This is a genomic window from Acidovorax sp. KNOB132 (genome assembly GCF_057541515.1).
In genome coordinates, this window is record NZ_BAAJYT010000074.1 from 1 (window position 1) to 17,434 (window position 17,434).

A 17,434-nucleotide genomic window follows, 5' to 3' on the forward strand; every position below is an offset into this window, starting at 1 on the left:
GCCGCGCGGCCTGCGCGCCTTCGGCGCTCACCCGCAGCGTGGCGGGGCCGGGCAGGTCCAGGCGCTCGCCGGCCGCCAGAAAATGGTCTTCCTCGCAGCCATCGCACGTGACCCAGGCGCAGCCCTGCAGCACCTCCAGCACGGCGGACTGATGGGCCGGGCAGGCGAGGGTCTGCACGGGTGCGAGCGGCGGCAGGGTCCGGTGTGTGGCCGATGGGCCGGCGGCGGCAGGCAAGGAGGGCCGGGCGGCCGGGGTGGGGTGCGTCAGGGAGTTCATGAGATCGACTGTGCGCGGGCGTGCCCGTACCCACCAGCCACAGTCGCCCGCCATGTCGGCCAGTGCAGATGCGCCGCAGGGCCATCTGTGTGGTACCGGTTGGCACCCATCTGTACTGCTGCATCCATTGCTGGGCAGTACAGAATCGCACGATGGACGCCGCCGACACCACGCCCCTTTATCTGCAGATCGCGGCGCAACTGGCCGAGCTGGTGCGCAACGGAACGCTGGCACGGGGCGAAAAACTGCCGTCGGTGCGCGAACTGGCCCGCCAGCGGGCAGTGGCCCAGAGCACCGTGGTGCAGGCCTACCACTGGCTGGAGGATGCGCGCCTGATCACCGCGCGCCCGCGTTCGGGCTTCTTCGTCGCGTCGCGCCCCACCAGCCTGCCCGAGCCGACCACGCCACGCCCGCTGCGCCGTGCGCGCGAGGTTTCGGTGGACTGGCTGGGCCAGCGCATCCTGGGACGCGATCAGCCGGCCGACATGGTGTCGTACAGCAGCGGCACGCCCGGGCCCGAACTCTTCAACCCCGACCGGGTGCGGCGCGCGGTCACCCGCGCGGCGCAGCGCCACCGCCACCTGCTGTGCACCTATCCGTCCTCGTCCGGCCACGAGGAGGCGCGCCGCGCGCTCGCCCGCTATGCCGTGGGGCTGGGCTGCAGCCTCGACCCCGAGAACATCGTGATCACCGGGGGCTGCATGGACAGCATCGTGCTGTGCCTGCGGGCGGCCACGCGGCCCGGCGACATCGTGGCGCTGGAGTCGCCCACGCACTTCTCGTTTCTGGAGGTGCTGCAGGGACTGCACCTGCGCGCGCTCGAAATCCCCACCCATCCGCGCCACGGCCTGTCGCTGGACGCGCTGCAGCTGGCGCTGGAGACGCAGCCCGTCAAGGCCGTGATGGTGGTGCCCACGCTCAGCAACCCGCTGGGCAGCTGCATGCCGCAGACCGAGCGGCGGCGCCTGGCGAACATGGCCGCGCGCCACGGCATGGCCGTGATCGAGGACGCGATCTACAACGACCTCGTGGAAGTGGACGAGCTGCGCCGCACGGTCAAGTCGTACGACACCACCGGCCACGTCATGCTGTGCGATTCGTTTTCCAAGACCCTGGCGCCGGGCCTGCGCCTGGGCTGGGTGGAGGCGGGCCGCTGGAGCCAGGCGATGCGGGCCATCAAGGACCTGCAGGCCGGCGGGCAGTCTGCGGTGCTGGAATTGGCGCTCGCCGACCTCATCACGCAGGCCGGCCATGCGGCATCGATGCGCCAGCTGCGCGCGGCGGTCGCGGCCCGCATGGACGCGGTGCGCGGTGTGATCGCCGCGCATTTTCCGCCGGGCACGCGCGTCAGCGATCCCCCGGGCGGCCTGCTGCTGTGGCTGGAGTTGCCGCGCGCCCTCGACTCGGTGCTGCTGCACGAGGCCTGCCTGGCCGAGGGCCTGCTCATCGCACCGGGCACGGTGTTCAGCGCCAGCGGGCGGTTTCGCAACTGCCTGCGCATCGGCGTGGGCGGCGACTGGACGCCCGCGCACCTGCAGGGCTTGCGCACGGTGGGGGAGACGGCCACCCGGATGCTGCGGTCGGCCGCCATGCGTGTGGCTTGAGACCCCACAGGGAAATCACACGAACTTCGTGCTCCACGAAGTTCGTGTAGCATTTGCCCCATGAAGAACGTGACCATCACCATGGACGACGCCGCGGCCGAGTGGGTGCGCGTGGAAGCGGCCAAGCGCGGCAGCAGCGTTTCGCGCCTGGTGGGCGAATGGCTGGCCGAGAAGATGCGGCAGGAAGATGCCTATGCCCAGGCCATGCGAGAGGCGCTGAGCTTCGAGAGCTGGGGCGCCTCCGACGGGCCCTATGTGCCGCGCGAAATCCTGTTCCAGCGATGAGCACGACCCCGATCTTCGTCGACACCGAAGTGCTGCTGTCCAGCGTGGACGACCGCGATCCGGCCCGGCAGGCGCGTGCGCGCGAATGGCTCACGTTCTGCTGGCAGACGCGCAGCGGCCGCGTCAGCTCGCAGGTGCTCAACGAGCTGTACAACCAGGCCATCCAGCGCTTTCGGGGGCCGCACACGCTGCAGCAGGTGCGCGCGCAGGTGCGGCGCTTTCGCGTATGGCAGCCGCCGCACCTGGACGCCTACACCGTCGACGGCGCGTGGGATCTGCAGGACCGCTACGGCCTGGGCTACTGGGATGCGCTGATCCTCTCCTCCGCGCACCAGCAGGGCTGCCGCTACCTGCTGACCGAGGCGCTGCCGCACGACCAGCCCATGGACGCCGTGCGCCCCATCAACCCCTTCCTCATCGCTCCCCACGAACTGGACACCGCCGAATGACGAGCCCCGCCACCCCCGCTGCCACGCCGCCCAGCGCCCTCGACCGCATCCGCCCCGACGTGCGCGCCATGCACGCCTACACCGTGCAGCCCTCGGCCGGCCTGCTCAAGATGGACGCGATGGAAAACCCGTTCCGCCTGCCGGCGGAGCTGCAGGCGGCCCTGGGCGAGCGGCTGGGCGCGCTGGCGCTCAACCGCTATCCCGGCGACCGCATCGCCGACCTGAAGGCCGCGCTGGCCGATTACGTCGGCATGCCGGACGGCCACGCGATCGTGTTGGGCAACGGCTCCGACGAACTCATCACGCTGCTGGCGCTGGCCTGCGCGCAGCCCGGCACCGGCCAGCGCGCCACGCTGCTCGCGCCCATGCCGGGCTTCGTGATGTACCCCTTGAGCGCGCAGCTGCAGGGGCTGGATTTCGCCGGCGTGCCGCTCACGGCCGACTTCGAGCTCGACGAGCCGGCCATGCTCGCGGCCATCGCCCGGCACCGCCCGGCCATCACCTACATCGCCTACCCCAACAACCCCACCGCCACGCTGTGGAACGAAGGCGCGGTGCAGCGCATCATCGACGCCGCGGGCGCGCAAGGTGGCATCGTGGCCATGGACGAGGCCTACCAGCCCTTCGCCAGCCGCACCTGGATCGATCGCATGCGCGCCGAGCCCGGGCGCAACGCGCATGTGCTGCTGATGCGCACGCTCAGCAAGTTCGGCCTGGCCGGCGTGCGGCTGGGCTACCTGATGGGGCCCAGCGCGCTGGTGGCCGAGATCGACAAGGTGCGCCCGCCCTACAACGTGAGCGTGCTCAACTGCGAGGCCGCGCTGTTCGCCCTGGAGCATGCGGGCGTGTTCGCGGCCCAGGCGGCCGAGCTGCGGCACGAGCGCGCCGCGCTGCTGGCTGCGCTGAGGGTGCTGCCGGGCGTCGAGAGGGTCTGGGACAGCGAGGCCAACATGGTGCTGCTGCGCGTGGCCGATGCCACCCGCACCTACGAGGGCATGAAGGCCCGCAAGGTGCTCGTCAAGAACGTTTCTACAATGCACCCACTGCTGGCCAATTGCCTGCGCCTCACGGTCGGCAATGCGGCCGACAACGCCCAGATGCTCGCCGCGCTCCAGGCCTCCCTATGACCTCTTCTGCACTCGTTCCTTCCGCCCCGTCCGACAGCCCCGACGCCGACCGCATCGCGGAGGTGTCCCGCACCACGGCGGAAACCCGCATCCACGTGCGCGTGAACCTCGACGGCACGGGCGAAGCGCGCCTGTCCACGGGCATCGGCTTCTTCGACCACATGCTCGACCAGATCGCGCGCCATGGCCTGATCGACCTGCGCATCGAATGCGAGGGCGATCTGCACATCGACGGCCACCACACGGTGGAAGACGTGGGCATCACGCTCGGCCAGGCGTTCGCGCGGGCCGTGGGCGACAAGAAGGGCATTCGCCGCTACGGCCATGCCTATGTGCCGCTGGACGAGGCGCTGTCGCGCGTGGTGGTCGACTTCTCGGGCCGCCCGGGTCTGCACCTGCACATCCCGTTCACGGCGGGCAGCATCGGCGGCTTCGACACGCAGCTCACGTATGAGTTTTTCCAGGGCTTCGTGAACCACGCGGGCGTCACGCTGCACATCGACAACATCAAGGGCATCAATGCCCACCACCAGTGCGAGACGGTGTTCAAGGCCTTCGCCCGCGCGCTGCGCGCCGCGCTGGAGCGCGACCCCCGTGCGGCCGGTGTCATTCCCTCCACCAAAGGGTCCCTCTGAGGTTTTCGGCTCCATGGGCCTCCAGCGCTCATCCAACATGCGCAAGCAGCTATGAAAAGTCAAGCAAAAACCGTGGCCGTCGTGGACTACGGCATGGGCAACCTGCGCTCCGTCTCGCAGGCTGTCCAGGCCGCAGCCGAGGGCACCGGCTGGACCGTCGTGGTCACCTCGCATCCCGAGGACGTGCGCGCCGCGCAGCGCGTGGTGCTGCCGGGACAGGGCGCCATGCCCGACTGCATGAGCGAACTGCGCGAATCGGGCCTGCAGGCGTCGGTGCTGGAGGCCGCTGCGTCCAAGCCGATGTTCGGCGTGTGCGTGGGCATGCAGATGCTGCTGGACCGCAGCGCCGAGGGCGACACGCCCGGCCTGTCACTCATCCACGGCGAAGTGCTCAAGTTCGACCTGGCCGGCCGCCAGCAGCCGGACGGCAGCCGCTACAAGGTGCCCCAGATGGGCTGGAACCGCGTGGGCCAGGTGCGCCATGGCGGCGCGGCGCACCCGGTGTGGGCCGGCGTGCCGGACCAGAGCTACTTCTATTTCGTGCACAGCTTCTATGCGCGCCCGCGGGATGCGGCGCACTGCGCGGGCGAGGCCGATTACGGCGGCCCCTTTGCAGCGGCGATTGCGCGCGATAATATTTTTGCCACGCAATTCCATCCGGAAAAGAGCGCGGAGCACGGCCTGGCGCTCTATCGCAACTTCCTTCACTGGAATCCCTGATCTTCAACCCCTTGCCGGGCCTGCGGCCCGACCTGGCACATCCTTAGCCTTTCCATCATGCTGCTCATCCCCGCCATCGACCTCAAGGACGGACACTGCGTGCGCCTCAAGCAAGGTGACATGGACCAATCCACCACCTTCGGAGAAGACCCGGGCGCCATGGCCCGCAAGTGGGTGGAAGCCGGGGCGCGACGCCTGCACCTGGTGGACCTGAACGGCGCCTTCGCCGGCACGCCCAAGAACTACACGGCCATCAAGTCCATCCTGAAGGAAGTCGGTGACGACATCCCCGTGCAGCTCGGCGGCGGCATCCGCGACCTGGATACGATCGAAAAGTACATCGACGGCGGCCTGCGCTACGTGATCATCGGCACCGCCGCCGTGAAGAACCCCGGGTTCCTGAAAGACGCCTGCAGCGCCTTCGGCGGCCACATCATCGTGGGCCTGGATGCCAAGGACGGCAAGGTCGCGACCGACGGCTGGAGCAAGCTCACGGGCCACGAGGTGGTCGATCTGGCCAAGAAGTTCGAGGACTGGGGCGTGGAGTCGATCATCTACACCGACATCGGCCGCGACGGCATGCTCTCGGGCATCAACATCGACGCCACGGTCAAGCTGGCGCAATCGCTCACCATCCCGGTCATCGCTTCGGGGGGGCTGGCCAACATGGCCGACATCGAGCAGCTGTGCGCGGTGGAAGGCGAAGGCATCGAAGGCGTGATCTGTGGCCGTGCCATCTATTCCGGCGACCTGGATTTCGCCGCGGCGCAGGCCCGTGCGGACGAATTGAACGGCGCTGCCTGACGCCTCAGTCCGGCCGCCTCAGGCTGCCTTGCGGCGGCTGAGGCGGGTTTTCAGGCGCCGGTCCTTGCAAGCCCCGGTGCCGTGCGATCCGGACCATCGGTCCGGCGGCTTTTCATCCAACGCGATTGCCACCGAGCGCCAGGCAACGCCGGCGCCAGACGCCCTCCGGGATCAGCACCCCGTGACGGCCCGTCCCTGATTCACCGCGGACACCGTCTGCAGCAGGTTCGTCCAGTACGAAGGCAGGGCGTCCCAGGGGTTGCCGACATCCGCCACCGGGTCGTATTCGAGGTTCGTCATGTAGATGGGGCCGGCGTTGTACCGGGCCGAGGCGGCCGTCTGCACGGCCTGCTGCATGTCGGCGCAGGTGGCGGTGTTGTGCACCAGCGAGCTTTGGCGGCTGTTGGCCAGGGTGTACAGCCAGGGCGCGGTGCGCGGGTCGTAGCTGGCGTAGGTGCTGTTGCGCCCTTCGAAGGTGACGAGCACATCGGCCACCGCGGCATAGCCGGCGGCAGGCACCATGCCGGGGTTGCCGATCACGCGCAGGCTGGCGTCCTTGGCCTTGATGTAGCTGTAGATCTCGCGGTAGAAGTCGAGCCGCGTGGTCTCGGAGGCCATTTCGTCCAGGAAGATGCCGCTGATCGCCCCGCGCCCGAACAGCGCGATGTAGTTGTCGATGTTGGCCTTGATGCTGGCCAGCGACCGCGAGCCCGTGCCGTAGCCGGTATAGACATAGCCCACCACCTTGCCGCCTGCCGAAACGAACGCATTGACGGCGCTCACATAGCTGGCCTCCGCCGTGGTGAACACCCCGTTGTTGGGATTCAGGATCGCGGTGATGGACACCGCCGGATTGGCCGCCGCACCGCTGGCCAGCAGGGCCCAGCCCTGGCCCGACGAGGGGTGGAAGTAGGCAGGCACCAGCACCTCCAGTGCCGCGGGTGCCGGGCGCAGATACACCACGCGCGTGGCGGTGACCGACTGGCCCGATACGCTGGTGGTGGCGCTGATCTCCTGCCGGCCTGCCGCGGCGCCGGACAGGGTGGCGGTCGCCACGCCTGCGCGGGTCGCGCTGGTGGTGGAGAACGCGCCGGGCAGGGCGGAGAAGTTCACCGCCGTGCCATCGGCCGCGTCGGCGCCGTTCACCGTGACGCGCGCGCTGATGGCCAGGGCGGCATTCGCATTGAACACGGCCTCGGCTTGCGGAGCGTTCAGGGTGATGGCGATGCTGGTCGGAGTGGGGGTCACCGGTGTCGTCGGGTCGGTGGAGCCCCCTCCACCGCCACCGCCGCAGGCGGCCAGCAAGGCGGCAAGGGACAGGCCGCACCAGCGGGTGATGCGGGCAACCAGGGTGATGCGGGCGGGAATGCGTGGCATGGGGATATCCTTTGCAGCGGGAAAGGGAAGGGTGAGGTGTCGGACAAGGTGGAGGCAATCGGCGTGCCGGGTGCGGATCCGTGGATCAACAGGTGGGCGGCGTGGCGCCCCGGTTGACGGCATCCACGGTGCCCAGCAGGCGGGTCCAGTAGGTCGGCAGGGTGTCCCAGGGGTTGCCTTCCTGCGTGTCGGGGTCGAACGTGTCGTCGGTGACGTAGAGGATGCCGCTGTTCGCGCGTGCCGTGGCCGCAGCGCGCACGGCGGCCTGCATGGCCGCGCAGTCGGCCGCGTCGTGCACCAGGGCGTTCTGGCGCGTGTTGGCCATCTGGTAGAGCCAGCCACCGCTGGTGCGGGGATCGTAGTCGGCAAAGGCCGCGTTGCGGTTCTCGAAGGTCACCAGGGCATCGGCCACGGCGGCATAGGCGGCGTTGGGCACGGTGCCCGGGTTGCCGACCACGCGCAAGCTGGCGCCTTTGCTCTTGACGTAGTCGAAGAGCTGCCGGTAGTAGCTGATCCGGCCGGGTGCGGACGACATCTCGTCGATGAAAAAGCCGCTCACCAGCCCGGTACCGTAGAGGCTGAGGTATTTGTCGATGTTGCCCTTGACCTTGCTGATCGAGCGCGATCCGTAGCCGGTGTACACGTAGCCCAGCAGCTTGCCGCCGGCCTGCACGAAGGCCGTGGCGGCGGCCGTGAACTCGGGGTTGGCGCGGGTGAAGACGCCGTTGCTGGGGTTGAGAATGGCCGTGACGCTAACGGAGGGGTACGCGCTGGCGCCGGCGGTCATGGCGTCCCAGGGCGAGCCCGCCGAGGGGTAGAAATACGCGGGGACCAGCACTTCCATGGGTGCGGCGGCCGGGCGCACGTAAAGGATGCGCGAGGCGGTCACGGCGCCGCCGCTCGAGGCCACCGAAGCGGTCAGGGTCTGGCGCCCCAGCCCGGAGGCAGTGAAAGTGGTGCCCGCTTCGCCGTCGCGCAGCGCGGCCACCGGTGGTGCAAAGCTGCCCGAGGTGGCGGAAAAGTCGACGGCCACGCCGTCGGGGAGGGCGCTGGCAACCCCCGCCTGCACCCTGAGGGAGACCGGCACGCTAGCCCCGGTGTCGAACACGTCCTGGTCGAGCGGGGCGGCGAAAGCGGCTTGCACGCCAGCCGTGGCGGCTTCGGCTTTTTTGCTCGGAGGCTGGTGCAGGTTCGCTGCTGCCGCCGCCTCCGCAGCCGGCGAGTCCTGCGGCGAGCAATCCGCAAGCCGACCACAGCACCAGCCGCAGTGCAGCGCGGCTCGGCAATGCACGATGGATCGCGTTCGGCATGGCACCCCCCTTTTTTTGGCCTGAATGGATTTCAGTTTTTTGCCATTGTCCACCGAACGCCGGCCGGGCTACTGCAGCATGAAGGTTTCGTACTCCAGCCGGTTGAGTTGGCGCGACAGCAGGTACATGCCGGTGCACAGCGTGAGCAGCGTGGACAGCGCGAAGCCGTAGCCATACAGGGCCGCGCCGGCATACAGCGTGAAGCCGGTGAGCGCGATGTTCAGCAGCACGAACTGCACGCACAGCAGCAGCACGATGCGGCGCTGGTCCAGGTAGAAGAACACGTTCAGGATGGCCATCAGACCCACCTGCAGGCCCGCGCCGATCACCTGCACGTGCAGCAGCGGCAGGTACAGCCGCGAGATGCCCAGCACGTCCAGCAGCGCCGGGCCGGCCACGAAGGTGACCAGGATGGCCAGCGTCTGGATCTTGCCGATCTCGCCCAGCCCTTGCTGGATCGAGTAGACCATTTCGTCGCGCATGGCCTCGATGTATTCGAGCGAGCCGCCGCTGCGCACCGCGTCGTAGAACTTGTCGTAGTACTCGACGAAGTCGGTCTCGATGCGCACCAGGAACACCGCCATGCCCGGAATGATGGACAGGTAGGCCAGGAACACCGGCAGGTCGTAGATGAGCGATGCGCGCAGCCCGCCGATGATGTTCTGGGACGTCGGCGGGAAGTACCAGAACATGAACTTGTCGATCCAGATCCCGAAGTTGTAGAGGAACCCGATGGCCACGAGCGACGGATACAGCAGCTTGCGCTCCGCGAAGTCGAACGCGATCAGCCGGCCCTTGGGGTTGAACTCCTGCACCACCAGGATCCACATGCCGGCCAGCAGCAGGTAGTTGCCCAGCACGAAGCCCGTCAGCAGCCCCTCCAGGCCCCAGGGGCGCATGAAGAGCGAGCCGATCACGATCACCGCGTAGGCCAGACCGAACAGCACCACGATCTCCTTGTACCGCTTCATGCCGGACAGCAGCACCGTCAGCACCCACACGTCGCACATCAGGGTGAAGCCTGCCAGCATCAGCATGCGGTACACCAGCCCCAGGTTGGGCAGCAGCAGGAACAGCGCGATCGTGCCCAGGGCACCGGCCACGAGCGTCACCACCAGCAGCAGCCCGTGCAGGTTGGGCAGGATGAGGTCCTTGCGCTTTTCGAAGAGCCGGTCGGACACGAAGCGCGTGAAAGCCAGCTGCACCAGCCCCGTGAGAATCAGGCTGCCCGCCACCATGTAGGTGACCGAGGTCTGGAACTGCGTGACCAGAAAGCCCGGCACCACCACGCTGGCGCTGAAGATACCGATGAGCAGGATGCCCACGATGGAGAAGACCCACGGGCCCGAGCCGATGACGCCCGCATAGGCGTAGGCCTGCACCAGGCTCACCAGCGTGTTCTTGCGCAGCATGCGGCGCAGTTCGAATCCGATGCCAGCCATCAGCGGGGGCCCTCCGTCTTCTGGAACGCGGTCTCATACACGCGGCGGTAGCGGTCGAACATCATGGTGTCGGTGTAGTAGCGCTCCACGCGCGCGATGGCCGCCCGGCTGGCGCTCTCCCAGGCGGCGGGGTCGTTGAGCAGCGACAGCGAAGCGTCGGCCAGGCGCTGCGGGTCGGCGATCGGCACCACCTTGCCCGAGGCGCCGAGTGCCTTGTCTTCATCGTCCAGCCCTTCGATGAGCTGGCGGCACGAGCCCACGTCGGTGGACACGGTGGGCACGCCCGCGGCGTAGCCCTCCAGGATCACCAGGGGCAGCGCCTCGCTGATCGACGACAGGATCACCAGCCCGATGCGCGGCATGAGGTCTTCCACGCGCTGAAAGCCCAGGAAGCGGATGTTCTGCTCCAGCCCCAGACTGCGCACGAGGTTCGTGCATTCCTGCGCGTAGGCCGGGTCTTCCTCGGTCGGGCCGGCGATCCAGCCCTCGGCCTGCGGCAGCTGGTTGACCACGCGGCGCATGGCGCGGATGAACGTCTTGATGTCCTTGATGGGCACCACGCGGCCGATGAGGCACAGCACTGGCGGCACCTGGGCTGGACGCTTGTCGCGCAGCGGCGCGAAGCGGCCCAGGTTGATGCCGTTCGGGATGTTGAAGGTGCGCGATGCCTCGGCGCCATCGGTCACCTGCCGCAGCCGGTTGGTCTCGTACAGCGCGATGATCGGGTCGGCCGCCGCGTAGCAGTAGTAGCCCAGCCATTCGAAGAACTGGATCCACATCTGGCGGAAGTACGACAGCTCGGTCGGGTCGCGCTGGAAGATGTTGCGGTTGTCGCGGATCCACTCGCTCTTGAAGAGGTCGATCTTGCGTTCCTTGGTGTAGATGCCGTGCTCCGACAGGATCAGCGGCACACCGCGCGCCTGCTCGATCAGCCCGCCGAGAAAGCCGGCGTAGCCCGTGGACGCGCAATGCACCACGCGCACCGGAATGAGCTGCTGCGCCACGCGGGCCAGCGTCCACAGCGGCTGGTACATGATGCGCACCGTCCAGAAGTAGTCCACGAACGACGGATCGGTGCAATGGTCGCGGTAGCTCTTGCAGATGATTTCCCAGGCCCGCTCGCTATAGAGGAAATCCTCCAGCGGCAGGCGCCCGCCCGGCTGCATCTGCTGGGTGATCTCGCGGAACGCGGCCATCGTCTGCGGGCTGCGGTCGCCCGTGCGGAACGACTCGACCAGGGTGTGCACCATGTCCAGGGCCGCGCGGCTGCCCTTGCGCCGTGCGGGCAGGGTGCGCACGCCCAGGTGGTCGTAGAGGTAGTGCTCCTCGAAGTGCACGACGTTCGGCGGCAGCTCGTACTTGAACGCGGAATAGTCCTCGCGGCGGCTGCCCAGGAAGACGATGGCAAAGCGGTATTCCGGGTAGGCGCGGATGATCTGGTTGATCCAGCTCGACACGCCCCCGCTCACATAGGGGAAGGTGCCCTCCAGTAGCAGGGCGACGTCTGCCTCGCTGGCTTTGGGCCCTGTCATGGCGCACTCCAGTAGTCGAGGACAGGGCGCAGCCGGGGCAGCGCGCGCCATTGGTTGAGCTGCTGCACCAGTTCGCGCGTCTGCGCGAAGTCACGCCGCTCAAAGCACAGTTCGGCCTGGTAGGGCAGTACGCGCGTGGCGGGCAATCCCAAGTTGCGGGCGAGCGCGTAGGCGGCTTCGGCCTCGTCCACACGGCCCAGCAGGTGCAGCAGGCGGCCGCGGCGCAGGTTCAGTTGCGGATGGTCCGGCTGCTGCGCCAGCACCTGGTCGCAATACTGCAGCGATTCCTTCACGGCGTGGTCGCGCAGGTCGCCCTGCACCAGCTCCTGATAGACCAGCTCCCAATACAGGTCGGACAGCCGGAAGGCCGATTCGACGGTGAGCGGCCCCGGCACTTCGCCTTCGGTTTCCTTGGCCAGGCGCAGCGCATCCAGTTCGCTGTCGATGGTGCGGTTGATGCGCTTTTCCAGGGTGTCCAGCATGCCGTAGGCGAGCAGGCGCAAATCCTCGCTCGGATCGCTCAGCACCGTGCGCAGCAATGGCGAGGCGATGCGGCCGGACACGTGCTGCAGCGCCACCATGGCGCGCATGCGCGTCTGCATCGGGGCTTGGCTGTTGCCCAAAAAGGACCGCAAACCGGACTGGCGAAAGCTCCCCTGCATGCGCTGGTGGCGATCGAACTCCGGCAGCCGCAGCGATTCGAAGTCGCCCTGCGACGAAGGGCTGCGGTAGATGCGCAGCACCACCACGGCGGCGATCACCCCGATGAATCCGACGATGGGCACGGCATAGCTGAACACCGCCATCAGGCCCAGCACCGGTGCCCGTGGCCGGGCCTGCTCGCCCGACAGCAGGGGCAGCAGGAAAAAAGACAGCATCACGCAGGCCAGGGCGTGCACCAGCAGGTAGCTCGACAGGGCCGCATCCGTGTGGCCTTGCAGCAGCGCGGGCCCGCTCCACGCGCCAATCTCCAGCAGCAGCGCGGAGATGGCGAACTTGATGTTAAGCATGGGCCATTCCGTTGAGCCGCTGGAGCACGGCCAGGGGCTCGCCGTTCAGCGCGATGATGTGCGGAAAAACGCCGGCCTCGGCCAGCGGCTTGCCGCTCTTTTGGCCCGACCAGATCTCCAGGCGGTTGATGTAGCCCTCGGCGGTGGCGTTGTCGCCCAGCGGCATTAGCATGGCGAGTACCTGGCGTTCCTTGCCGGTGATGAGCCAGCTTTCGTCCAGTTCGCGTTTCAGCCGCTCGATCTGGCCCGGAAGGCCGGCCTCGATGGCGCGCGGCAGGAACTCCAGCGCCACGATCACGCTGGGCACCTTGGCCGTGTCGCGGATGTGGGCCAGGCGCTGCGCTTCGAAGGCGAAATCGGCGGGGCACTCCGGCAGCTCCTTCAGGATCGGCGCGGCCACCGTCTGCATGGCCAGGCCGTCGGTGTAGTAGCCCAGCAGCAGGTTGATGGTCTGCAGGTTCTCGGCCTGCAGCGAAAAGAACGGCATGTCCTCGATCACCAGCAGCCCGTAGATCTCGCCCCCTAGATCCAGCAGCGGCGCGGCGGCGAGGTAGCGGGTCTGCTGCTGGTCCGCCAGCATCTGGCTCACGTGGCAGAGCTTGCGGGTTTCCAGCGCCTGCTGCACGAGCGGGTCGCGCGCGTCCAGTTCGGCGCCGCTGCCGATGCGGGCCACGGCCCGGGCTTCGATGCGGTCTTCGGTGGCTGCATACAGCGCCGCGGATTCGAGCTGGCAGTACTGGGCCAGCAGCCGCAGCAGGGTCTGCGCGCCCTGGGCTGCATCCTCTTCGGAGCCGCCCAGCGCCTGCAGCGTGGACAGCGCATCGCGCATGGACATCGGCCGGCCGATCAGCTCCTGCTCCAGGCGGTCGTGCGACAGGCGCAGCAGGTAGTACTGGCGCACCAGGTGCTCCAGGCGCTGGTCCAGATACAGCTGCACGTTCTCGGCCCGGCGGGTGCGCGCCTGCCAGAGGCTGGAGAACTCGCCCACCAGCATCACGAGGATCAGGCCGCCGAGAAAGAAGATCTGCGGAAAGGTGTCGTAGTGCCCGAAGTTGAGCGCCAGCCAGCCGGCCAGCAGCACGCAGGCGCCGCCCAGCCCGGCCAGCGGGCCGTAGCGCAGGGCCACGATCACGGGGGCCAGCCAGGACCAGGGGAACGCGGCCTCGCTCCACAGCGGGTCGAAGGGCTCCAGCAGCATGCCCAGCGCGAGCGCAATGATCGGCAGCAGCAGCGTCTCGCCCAGCATGATGGCCGGACGGGTGTCGGTGTCGGCCAGCTTGCCCAGCAGGTTGGTGGGCAGGTGCCGCACGCTCGGCTTGGCCGGCGGCTCGGGCGCGGCCGCGCCGACGGTGCGCCGCCGCTGTTCCACCGACGAGGGGGTCTCTGATGCCATGGCTTCAGCGGGCTCGGGCCAGGCCGGAATCCAGCAGGTCGCGGATCAGCTTCTGCGCCACGCCGGAGAGGGCTTCGCGGCTCCAGCCGCTCTTGCCGCCAGTGCCGCTCCAGATCGTGTCGCCGGAGGCCACATCGATGATCTGCAGCGTCACGCCCGCGGCGGGCTCGCCGTCCACGCCGACCTTGTAGCGCCATTCGTCCACCGCCCCCGTGAGGGCGTATTTCGCTTGTTGCTCGCGTGCCCAGGCCAGCACTTCCTGCTGGCGCTTGGCGTCGCCCGCATCGAACAGCGCTTCCTGCTGCGTGGTGGTGGGATAGCGCTGGATGCGGCCCACGCCGCGCGCATGCAGCAGGGCCTGCGCAATGGCTTCGGCGCGGTTGCCGGCCAGCGGAGTCTCGGTGTGGTTGGCGAACGGCAGCACCACCCACGTGGCATTGCGCTCCAGCGCCGGAGGCTCGCCCCGGTCGATGGTGGAGCAGGCGGCCAGCAGCAGCAGGGCGCCGCCGGCGGCGAAAACTTGCAGGCGTTGCAGCAGGGTGCGGTGGTGTTGCATGGTGGATTCCTTTGGAGACGACATCAGAAATGGAGACGGTAGGTGAACAGCAGGCTGCGCGTGAGGCCCTGCAGCTGCAGGCCCGACTTGCCCACGCCCCAGCTCAGGCCCAGGTGGTCGGCGCCGAGCACGCTGCCGGCCATGCCCAGGCGCAGTTCGTAGCCCGGGCCGAGCACGCTATGCCAGGTGCGGCTGGCCGTGGCGAACGGCAGCAGGGCGCGCGTGTATTCCTGCTCGTAGCGCATGTTGGTGGACACCTGCAGGCCATAGAAGCTGAAGCTCTCGGGCAGGAAAAAGTCCTGCCCCAGCGGGCCGGCGTTCACGGGCACGTAGCGGCGCACTTCCAGGTCCCGCGGCGCGAGCGTGCTCAGGTCGCGCCGCGAAAAATCGTGGTGCGACCAGAACGCGCCGAACTCCAGCAGCGGCGTTTCCTGCCGGTAGGTGTGCGTGTAGTTGATCGACGTATGGCGGCCGCTGCCCAGCGAGGCGCCGGTCTGCAGCGTGTAGCGCTCGTCGGCATAGCCGATGGTGAACTGGTCCTGGCGCGTGGCCTGGTAGCGCAGGCTGGCGCCGGCGCGGTCCTTCATGCCGGCGATGCGCAGCGCCAGGCTTTCCTGGCTGGGCAGCTGCATGCCGAGTTCCATGCGCAGGGTCAGCCGGTTGTCGATGCGCTGCTCGTGCTCGACCTGCAGCGGCGTGTAGGCCAGAAAGCTCTCGCGGCGGCCGGCGCGGAACATCGTCTCGCCGTCGGGATGGCGCCAGCGCACCTGCACGTCCAGTGCACGCTCGTCGGGCGGGTTGCGCACCACGAGGGCATTGGTGGCGTGCCGGCGGATGCTGATGAAGTTCACGTCCATGGCCAGCCGCGGGCTGATGGCGATGTGGAACACCGCGTCGGCCTCGCTCTCGTCCATGCCGCCCAGTTGCTGGAACTGCAGTTTCGTGCCCGCGTGGTCGCTGAAGGCCAGCAGGCTTTCGGTGAGCTGCAGGTGCAGGGGCTGGTCGTCGTGCTGGTCCTGCTGGGCGTCGAAGGCGGCGGTCTGCGCGAGGCGGATGTCGTCCACGGCGCGCGCCGCGTTCACGCGGTCGTAGCGGGGCAGGCGTTCGTCGAACTCCTGCAGCAGCTGGCCCGTGGCGGCCTTGTCGTCTTCGGCCAGCGCGACCGTGATCTCGGCCCACAGCGGGCGGTTGCTGCGTACGCCGCGGCTGCGGGCGTACTGATGCCACAGGAAGCCGCGCTCGGCCGTGTATTCGCCGGCGTCCTGCAGCCAGCCGATGGCCGTCTCGGCCGCCGCGTTGGACATGCCACCCTGGGCGTCGCGGTCCAGTCGCAGCAGTTCACGCAGCACGTCGACCGAGGGGTCGCCGGGCCGCTGCGTGAGGAACAGCCGGGTACGGGCGATGCGCCGGGTCTGGTCCAGGCCCTCTTCGGTGAGCCAGCGCTGGCGCGCCTGCGCTGGCGTGAGGCGCACGCCGCCGTCGCCCTTGCGCACCGACTTCCATTCGCGCGACAGCAACTCGCGCCGCAGGCGCCACGAACGGTCTGACTGCTGGTTCTGGTCCAGCGCGTCGGCATAGTTCATGAGCCACAGGAAGTCGTCCTGGTGCTCTTTCAGATGCGGTGTGAGATAGCGGTCCAGCGCCACCTGCGGCAGCGACAGGGCCTGGTAGGCCGCCGCCAGCGAATCGTGCACGTCGCTGTCGCGCGCCCAACTGCGTTCCTGCGTGGCCAGCAGCGTGCGCAGCGAGACAGCGTCGTTGCTGTCGATGAACAGCCACATTAGCGCTTGGCGCATTGCAGAGGAGTCTGGAGTCAATCGCAGGCCAGCTTCGAAATGTCGGCGCGCCTCGGGCAGGTTGCCCGTGTTTTGGTAATAGGTGCCCGCGAGCCTCAGAAAATCAGGGTTCTGCCACAAACGGGTGAGTGATCGTTTGGTCGCAGCAGGGCTGGGGTCTAGCTGACTGAGCAGAGGGGAGAAAGCCTCCCATCGGTTGCGGCCCGAATAAAGCGCCAGGGCCTGGATCAGATAACGTGGCTGGTCAAATCGCTGCCAAGCCAGCACCGCGACCCGCGCTGCTTCCAGCGGCTGATCGTTAATGAGCAGCCTTACCAGAGCGTCGAAATCCGCTGCATCGGTGCCCTTCGTTTCCACCAGATGCCGGTAGGCCATCACGGCCAGATCGTTGCGTTCCCGGCTTTCGGCAAGCTGGCCCGTGAGCCGCCAGAAGTCGGTCTCCATGTCCTGGGCGGGCAATTGCTGCTGCTGGGCCGTCTCCAGCCACTTCAGGCCTTCGTCGGGTCGGCCATGCGTGAGGGCGAGCACCGCCGCGCGCATTGCGCGGGTCGGGGTGACCTGGGCCTTGTCGCTCAGCAGCCTGCGCCAGTTGTCGAGCGCCAGCGTAGGTTGCCCGGCGCGCTCGGCCAGATTGGCGAGCAGTTCCACCGCCTGCGGGCTCTTGGCGTGGTCTTTCAGGTAGTCGATGGCCGGCTGGGGCTCGCCGATGCGCTCATAGGCGTCCACCAGTGCGCGGACCAGCGTGAAATCGTCGGGGCGGCCGCGTAATTGGTGGCGCAGCGCCTGCACCAGCGCACCGTCGTCGAACTGTCCGGGTGCCAGGCGCAGCACGGCCTGCCAGGCGGCTTCCTTCTGCGTCTGCCGGGCGATGAAGAGCCAGTTTTCCAGCGCCGGGGCGGGGCGCTGCGTCCATTCGGACACCTGGGCCAGCCGCTCGCGCCACGCCAGGTCCTGCGGCTGCTGCTGCACGGCGGCGTTGGCCAGCGCCCAGGCGTCGTCCAGCTTGCGGTTTTCGAGAAAGACCTCGTAGCCCAGCGTGTAGATCTTGTCGTCGAAAGGCAGGCCGGGCGGCGGCACGTTGCGCGGCGCGGGCCGCGCGGCGGGGGTGGCCGGTGCG

General features: G+C 68.4%; 16 protein-coding genes and 1 pseudogene. 7 read left to right on the top strand and 10 right to left on the bottom strand.

What is annotated here, in order from left to right; genetic code table 11:
• Positions 1-277 (bottom strand): DUF2917 domain-containing protein (locus tag AC27IO_RS12105; RefSeq protein WP_498739078.1); only part of this gene is annotated, 277 nt, incomplete at its 3' end.
• 152 nt (positions 278-429) lie between these two features.
• Here AC27IO_RS12105 and AC27IO_RS12110 point away from each other — a divergent pair.
• Genes AC27IO_RS12110 through hisA form a run of 7 tightly spaced genes read left to right on the top strand, consistent with a single transcriptional unit; the run spans position 430 to position 5,901 of the window.
• Complete coding sequence (locus AC27IO_RS12110; protein ID WP_498739079.1) at positions 430-1,881, top strand: aminotransferase-like domain-containing protein; 1,452 nt, start codon at positions 430-432, stop codon at positions 1,879-1,881.
• A gap of 60 nt (positions 1,882-1,941) precedes the next feature.
• The gene (locus tag AC27IO_RS12115; RefSeq protein ID WP_284396732.1) at positions 1,942-2,166 is read left to right on the top strand and encodes a CopG family transcriptional regulator; all 225 of its coding nucleotides are present in this window, start codon (positions 1,942-1,944) and stop codon (positions 2,164-2,166) included.
• On the top strand, positions 2,163-2,615 hold the full coding sequence (locus AC27IO_RS12120) for a PIN domain-containing protein (RefSeq protein ID WP_284429932.1): 453 nt from the start codon (positions 2,163-2,165) through the stop codon (positions 2,613-2,615). Before AC27IO_RS12115 ends, AC27IO_RS12120 begins: the two co-directional genes overlap by 4 nt.
• Entirely contained in the window at positions 2,612-3,742 is a 1,131-nt protein-coding gene (locus tag AC27IO_RS12125; RefSeq protein ID WP_498739080.1) for a pyridoxal phosphate-dependent aminotransferase, read from the top strand. Before AC27IO_RS12120 ends, AC27IO_RS12125 begins: the two co-directional genes overlap by 4 nt.
• Positions 3,739-4,377, top strand: coding sequence for an imidazoleglycerol-phosphate dehydratase HisB (gene hisB, locus AC27IO_RS12130; RefSeq protein WP_498739081.1), 639 nt, complete (start codon positions 3,739-3,741; stop codon positions 4,375-4,377). The genes AC27IO_RS12125 and hisB overlap by 4 nt, the downstream gene beginning before the upstream one ends.
• Before the next feature lie 51 nt (positions 4,378-4,428).
• Positions 4,429-5,097 carry an imidazole glycerol phosphate synthase subunit HisH gene (hisH, locus tag AC27IO_RS12135; protein WP_498739082.1) on the top strand — a complete coding sequence of 223 codons (669 nt, stop codon included), beginning with the start codon at positions 4,429-4,431 and terminating at the stop codon, positions 5,095-5,097.
• 57 nt (positions 5,098-5,154) lie between these two features.
• Positions 5,155-5,901: a 1-(5-phosphoribosyl)-5-[(5-phosphoribosylamino)methylideneamino]imidazole-4-carboxamide isomerase gene (gene hisA, locus AC27IO_RS12140; RefSeq protein WP_284396741.1), complete on the top strand. Its 747-nt coding sequence runs from the start codon at positions 5,155-5,157 to the stop codon at positions 5,899-5,901.
• Positions 5,902-6,072: 171 nt separating this feature from the next.
• Here the strand turns inward: hisA and AC27IO_RS12145 are convergent, their stop codons facing one another.
• The 9 genes and pseudogenes from AC27IO_RS12145 to AC27IO_RS12185 all read right to left on the bottom strand — a co-directional run.
• Positions 6,073-7,278, bottom strand: coding sequence for a spherulation-specific family 4 protein (locus AC27IO_RS12145; RefSeq protein WP_498739083.1), 1,206 nt, complete (start codon positions 7,276-7,278; stop codon positions 6,073-6,075).
• An 85-nt stretch (positions 7,279-7,363) separates the two neighbouring features.
• Positions 7,364-8,422, bottom strand: a complete 1,059-nt coding sequence (locus AC27IO_RS12150; protein WP_498739084.1) for a spherulation-specific family 4 protein — start codon at positions 8,420-8,422, stop codon at positions 7,364-7,366.
• A 234-nt stretch (positions 8,423-8,656) separates the two neighbouring features.
• Positions 8,657-10,030, bottom strand: a complete 1,374-nt coding sequence (gene pelG / locus AC27IO_RS12155; protein WP_284396747.1) for an exopolysaccharide Pel transporter PelG — start codon at positions 10,028-10,030, stop codon at positions 8,657-8,659.
• Positions 10,030-11,562 carry a GT4 family glycosyltransferase PelF gene (gene pelF, locus AC27IO_RS12160; protein ID WP_284429937.1) on the bottom strand — a complete coding sequence of 511 codons (1,533 nt, stop codon included), beginning with the start codon at positions 11,560-11,562 and terminating at the stop codon, positions 10,030-10,032. The genes pelG and pelF overlap by 1 nt, the downstream gene beginning before the upstream one ends.
• Entirely contained in the window at positions 11,559-12,572 is a 1,014-nt protein-coding gene (locus AC27IO_RS12165; RefSeq protein WP_487089344.1) for a tetratricopeptide repeat protein, read from the bottom strand. Before AC27IO_RS12165 ends, pelF begins: the two co-directional genes overlap by 4 nt.
• The gene (locus AC27IO_RS12170; RefSeq protein ID WP_498739085.1) at positions 12,565-13,965 is read right to left on the bottom strand and encodes a PelD GGDEF domain-containing protein; all 1,401 of its coding nucleotides are present in this window, start codon (positions 13,963-13,965) and stop codon (positions 12,565-12,567) included. The genes AC27IO_RS12165 and AC27IO_RS12170 overlap by 8 nt, the downstream gene beginning before the upstream one ends.
• A gap of 4 nt (positions 13,966-13,969) precedes the next feature.
• Positions 13,970-14,521 (bottom strand): penicillin-binding protein activator LpoB, encoded by a 552-nt coding sequence (locus AC27IO_RS12175; RefSeq protein ID WP_284429940.1) that lies wholly within the window; start codon positions 14,519-14,521, stop codon positions 13,970-13,972.
• A 23-nt stretch (positions 14,522-14,544) separates the two neighbouring features.
• Complete coding sequence (locus tag AC27IO_RS12180) at positions 14,545-16,104, bottom strand: hypothetical protein (protein WP_498739086.1); 1,560 nt, start codon at positions 16,102-16,104, stop codon at positions 14,545-14,547.
• Positions 16,087-16,857 (bottom strand): annotated as a pseudogene (locus tag AC27IO_RS12185) (tetratricopeptide repeat protein); the annotation flags it as partial. The pseudogene AC27IO_RS12185 and the gene AC27IO_RS12180, both read right to left, overlap by 18 nt.
• Positions 16,858-17,434 lie beyond the last annotated feature (577 nt).